The organism is uncultured Ruminococcus sp., from assembly GCF_947301925.1.
In the GTDB taxonomy this organism is placed as follows: domain Bacteria; phylum Bacillota; class Clostridia; order Oscillospirales; family Ruminococcaceae; genus Ruminococcus.
Genome location: NZ_CAMYUE010000031.1, coordinates 1 through 5,630, shown reverse-complemented (window position 1 = coordinate 5,630; position 5,630 = coordinate 1). Strand labels below are relative to the sequence as shown.

Here is a 5,630-nt window from a genome sequence, read left to right as displayed (position 1 = left end):
ATTCAACAAGAGTGAAGGACCAATCGATACACAGCTTATAGGCATTGGAGATGTTATTGGCAACAAGATGATTTACGCCAATGTACAGTCACCATATATCTGGAAGAATGGCAATGAAGTTAACTGGTACGGGTACAAGCCTACTGACAGCGATTATTCCGCTATGTCCGAGACTGTCGACGATTATCTCTCATGTTTTTCAGAACAGGAGTTAACGGAAGATGAAGAACTGAGCATTTCACTCACATAATGGAGGTATGAAAATGAAGAATAACATGAAGGCGGCGATTGCTGCCATTTTAATTACCGCAGCTTTAACAGGCTGTGGTACGATAAAACCGCCTACGATAGACAATACCGTAACAACAGCACCTGTAACTACCGAGGCAGAAACAACTACCATTGAGCCAACAACAGTACCTGCGACCACGGAGGCTCCCACTGAGCCTCCTATGTCTGAGGAAGAAAAGAGAAAGCTCGAGCAGAGTACATTCATAGCCGAATTCCTCGGCTCTCAGATAAAATTTGAGGACACGGGAGGCATTACCGATGAAATCATCAAAAAGTCCGGCTTTGAGTGTGAAAGCAGTAAGAACGGAACTGAAAAGATAACTGTTAAGGGCAAAAATGGCAGCGGTTCCATAGAAGTATCGAGGATGGATATATCAGCAAGCAGCCTGAAGAACGATATCGAGAATGTCCTTGGAAGATACGGCGATTACAGCTATGAGCAGATCAAAGGCGGTATGAAGGGAGTCAATAATGAGGACTTCACAACCAATTACCGCATGATCACAAGCGTTGTTAGCAAGGGAAAGTATCAGAAATACGGAGCTATCGAGAAATCTGACGGTATGTCCACCCAGTTCGGGTACGCAGAAGCATACGCTGTACTCAAGGACAACAAGCTGACAGTTATATCAGGGCAGCTCCTGTCGACGGATATGACCGAAAGGCAGAATTTCTCAGAGCTCATCAAACAGCTTGCGGAAAAGGTGGAGTACTGATGAAAGTAACTGTTAACGGCGGCGAAATGCCACAGCCTGAGATCGACGAGTATGTCCGCAGGATACGGAAGAAACATCCTGACCGTATCATCAACGAGCTGACGCTTACGATAAACGGCAACTATGTGGATATTCAGTATAACTATGATACCGTACCCTTTGAACGTATCCGCAGGATAACAGGCTATCTGGTAGGAACGCTCGATCGTTTCAACGACGCCAAGAAAGCCGAGGAAAGCCAGCGGATAAAGCATGAGATATAAAAGAAGGTGGTGAATCTATGCCATATATACCATTCACGGACGAGCAGAAGGTCATGGCAAACTCCGTGGATCTTGAATATTTTCTGAGAAGCCGCGGAGAGAAGCTGGAAAAGGTCGGACGCGAGTATAAACTCATATATTCCGATGGCAGCGGCAGGCACGACAGCATAACTATGTCCGGCAGTACATGGTTCGATCACAAGAACCAGACCGGCGGTGGTGCTATAAAGTTTATGCAGTATTTCTACGGTATGAGCTTTTCAGACGCTGTACAGAATCTGCTGGGATATACAGTCTCTCCCCTTGCAAGAAGTGTCCCTGAGACAACACCAGAGCCTAAAAAGGAATTCACTCTTCCGCCTAAGAACAAAACCATGAACAGAGTGTACGCATATCTGATCAAAAAGCGATATATCGCTCCCGAGGTTGTATCGTTCTTCGCAAAGGAAGGAAAAATATATGAGGACTCGGAGCATCATAACGCTGTATTCGTGGGATACGACGAGAGCGGAGTCCCGAAACAGGCTCATAAACGCTCTACAAACAGCTATGGAAAGACCTTCCGTATTACCGTCGAGGGTTCTGATACTGATTACAGCTTTGCACACTACGGCACATCAGGGCGGCTCTATGTATTCGAGGCACCGATAGATATGCTTTCATATATCACACTCCACCCCGAAAACTGGCAGGAACACAGTTACATCGCAATGAACGGAGTGTATGAGTCTGCTGTGCTGAAAGCATTGGAGCTGCATGATAACATAAAGCATATCATTATCTGCACGGATAATGACGAGGGCGGTATCGATGCATACGACAGGCTCAATGACTTGCTTCAGGAGCGAGGATATACCAATGTTACAAGGATATATCCTACCAACAAGGACTTCAACGAGGATCTGAAAGCACGAAACGGACAGCCTGCTTTGATTGCAGTGCCGCATGAGAGAAAGGGTGTTTATCATAACAACGTCAACGCCATCAATTACTACCCATGCCGTCCCGATAAGCTGACATCACAGCTCAGGGCAGCATTCAAGAATGGACAATACAGATATCTTGCCGAGTATGCATTAGCAGGCTCGGCTTTTTTCATGCGTGTAAAAGATGAGAGCAAGGCTCACTCTGCGCTCAAGACAAAGCTGAGAAAGGAATACAGAGCCTACAAGGATAAGGCAAGGCTCGATGTTAAATGCAGAGATCTGAGCAATAAGCTGAAAGAGGTGCTCAGTGACCTGAAACAGCCTGCAAGGACATATGAACAGTCCATAGCAACAGCCAAGCGGCTCTATGAACTTGCAGACTGTGCAGTAAAAGTCGAAACAGAGACAGATATGGTCACCGCACCTGCGGAAGAAATGAGTGAAAATGAAGACCAGGACGAGGAAGCGGAGCTATCTCCGCTTCCTTCATTGTCATAGGGGGCGCGTCATTATGTCATAGGCATATATTAAGTATACAAAGGAACTAACAATATAATAGCAGAAAAGGAAGTGTAGTATTGGATGATAAGAAAATATATCTGTTAGCTTTAATGGCAGCCGGACTTGTCATATTTGCAATTATTGTAAGTGTACTGGACAGCCGCGGAATAAACAGTATCAAGTCAAAAGCAGTCGGTGACGGACAGCATGGCACTGCAAGGTGGGCGACCAAGCCGGAGATAAGGCAGACTTTTGTCTCTTTGCCATTCGAGCCTGAACTGTGGAGGCAAGGAAAAGACCTGCCGAAAGTTCAGGGAACGGTGATCGGATGTCATGGAAAGCTGAAAACAACAGCTCTTGTAGATACCGGAGATGTTCATAGCCTTATGATCGGTGCAGCAGGTGTCGGAAAAACGGCATACTTCCTATATCCGAACATAGAGTTCTGCCTTGCATCAGGAATGTCGTTTCTGTCAACGGATACCAAAGGCGACATAGCTCGAAACTATGGAAATATAGCCAAGAACTGCTATGGGTACAATGTATCAGTGCTTGATCTCAGAAATCCTACTCGAAGCGATGAGGACAATATTCTGCATCTGGTCAATAAGTACATGGATATTTACCTATCGGACAGGACAAACCTTTCAGCTAAGGCGAAAGCTGAGAAATACGCAAAGATAACGGCTAAGACGATAATCAATATCGGAGGTGGTGACAGCTCAAACTACGGTCAGAACGCATTCTTCTATGATGCGGCGGAGGGACTGTTATCATCGATAATACTGCTGTTAGCTGAGTTCGGTGAAAAGAATGAGAGACATATCGTGTCAGTATTTAAGTTGATACAGGATCTCATAGCAAAGCCGCCTGCGAAGAATGCTAAGGACAAGCCGCCAATGTATTTTACCAAGCTAATGGAACTCCTGCCAAGCGACCACAAGGCAAAGTGGCTGGCTGGTGCAGCTCTGAATTCTGCGGATCAGGCTATGCTTTCGGTAATGTCAACAGCACTCTCACGACTCAACAGCTTCCTGGACTCCGAGATGGAGCAGATATTGTGCTTCGGTACAGCCATAGACGCAGAACGTTTCTGCAACGAAAAGTCCGCTATATTCATAATACTTCCCGAGGAAGATCAGTCGAAATATTTTATGGTCAGCCTGCTGATACAGCAGCTATACCGTGAGATATTAGTTATCGCAGATGAACACGGCGGCGCACTGCCGAACAGAGTAATGTTCTATTGCGATGAGTTCGGCACCTTCCCCAAGATAGAGGGAGCCGAGGCGATGTTCTCCGCAGGTCGAAGCCGAAAAATATCTATCGTAGCTATAATCCAAAGCTTCGCACAATTAGAGCAGAAATACGGAAAAGAGGGCTCGGAGATAATCACGGATAATACACAGCTCACCATATTCGGCAGATTCGCTCCGCAGTCGCAGTCTGCGGAGGTGCTGTCCAAAGCCCTGGGAGAACAGACCGTTCAGTCAGGTTCGGTATCGCTTGGAAAGGAGCATTCACGTTCCATTCAGATGATGGGCAGACCGCTGATGACCGTTGACGAACTCAAAAGTATGCCGAAAGGTCAGTTTATCGTTATGAAAACAGGAACTCACCCTATGATAAGCAAATTGAAGCTGTACTTCAAATGGGGCATAAAGTTCGGTAAGCCTTTTATGCTGGCAGATAAAGCAACACGTTCCGTGACATATATGGAGCGAGATGAGCTTATGCGAGAGGTCTCTGTGAAGTATCCTCCTGCAAAGAAAAGTATCCCGATACCTGTACCAACGGATATGGCATTTGAAGAAGCGGAAGCACCGGTGGATAAAAAGAAACCCAATGTTAAGACAGAAAAGAGGAGTTGATCATTTGAATGTTGAAAGACGAATATATGACTTAGGCTTGCCGCACAGAGCAGTTACTGTATACTGCTACCTCTGCGACAGGTCGAATAAAAACGGAGAATGTTTCCCGTCAGCCAAGACGATAGCGTTGGACCTGAGCCTGAGCCGAAGAACTGTATTCAGAGCTCTTCACGAGCTACTCGAAAAGGGACTAATTGAAAAGCAGCCGAGACTCCGTGATAACGGTGGCTCAAGCTCAAACCTCTACAGGCTGACGGACGTCCCAAAGGAGGTGGACAATAATGTTTGATTGGATCGGCGATGCCATAGACTGGATCGGTGACGGTATATCGTCGTTGTGGGATAATACGGTCGGTGTAGTAACAAGCGAAGCTGCCCGAGCCATATTTGATGTAATGTTCGACTGGCTGTTCATGCTTGTCTATGACGGTATAGCATCAATTTTCAACGCCATAGATCAGTCGTCTGCTGATATTTTTGATCTCGGCTGGATACAGGCGTTCTTGACGCTGTTCCATAATATCGGCTGGATATTATTCATCACAGGCATGGTGGTGGCGGTGTTCGATACGGCGATAGCTTATGAAAACGGTCAGGCGAATATAAAGGATACCTGTCTGAATGTGCTGAAAGGTTTCTTCGCCTGCAACCTCATAACAGTTGTACCGCAGCGTCTATACTCGTTCTGCGTATCATTGCAGCACACATTTGCGACAGACCTTGTAGGAGCACTGATACAGAATCGAACTGCAACACTTACAAGTGCAGGCATGGAAGCGATAGAGGCTTTAAGAGCTGATGTATCCTTGGGTGGTCTGTTTTTCATGATACTCTTCGGCTACTGCACCATAAAGGTCATATTCGCAAATATCAAGCGCGGCGGTATCTTGCTTTGTCAGATAGCTGTCGGATCACTATATATGTTCAGCGTACCGAGAGGTTACACCGATGGTTTCGTATCATGGTGTAAGCAGGTCATAGCTACCTGTCTCACAGCTTTTCTGCAGACAACGATACTGTTCCTCGGATTGCTTACCTGTCCAGATCACCCGATACTTGCAG

Annotated in this window: 6 protein-coding genes and 1 pseudogene; all 7 read left to right on the top strand. The window is 46.2% G+C overall.

Annotated features, from left to right (window positions below; all coding sequences use genetic code 11):
- Nucleotides 1–250: pseudogene (locus Q0Y65_RS15690) on the top strand (hypothetical protein); the annotation flags it as partial.
- Between the two features lie 13 nt (nucleotides 251–263).
- Nucleotides 264–1,007, top strand: a complete 744-nt coding sequence (locus Q0Y65_RS15685; RefSeq protein ID WP_297961969.1) for a hypothetical protein — start codon at nucleotides 264–266, stop codon at nucleotides 1,005–1,007.
- Entirely contained in the window at nucleotides 1,007–1,270 is a 264-nt protein-coding gene (gene nrdD / locus Q0Y65_RS15680) for an anaerobic ribonucleoside-triphosphate reductase (protein WP_297961966.1), read from the top strand. Before Q0Y65_RS15685 ends, nrdD begins: the two co-directional genes overlap by 1 nt.
- 17 nt (nucleotides 1,271–1,287) lie before the next feature.
- A complete protein-coding gene (locus Q0Y65_RS15675) occupies nucleotides 1,288–2,694 on the top strand; it encodes a DUF3991 and toprim domain-containing protein (protein ID WP_297961963.1) in 1,407 nt (468 codons plus the stop codon).
- Nucleotides 2,695–2,807: 113 nt separating this feature from the next.
- Nucleotides 2,808–4,568: a type IV secretory system conjugative DNA transfer family protein gene (locus Q0Y65_RS15670; protein WP_297961972.1), complete on the top strand. Its 1,761-nt coding sequence runs from the start codon at nucleotides 2,808–2,810 to the stop codon at nucleotides 4,566–4,568.
- A 4-nt stretch (nucleotides 4,569–4,572) separates the two neighbouring features.
- Complete coding sequence (locus Q0Y65_RS15665; protein WP_297961961.1) at nucleotides 4,573–4,857, top strand: helix-turn-helix domain-containing protein; 285 nt, start codon at nucleotides 4,573–4,575, stop codon at nucleotides 4,855–4,857.
- Nucleotides 4,850–5,630, top strand: a 781-nt coding sequence (locus Q0Y65_RS15660) for a conjugal transfer protein TrbL family protein (protein WP_297961958.1), incomplete at its 3' end; no start/stop codon positions are given. The genes Q0Y65_RS15665 and Q0Y65_RS15660, both read left to right, overlap by 8 nt.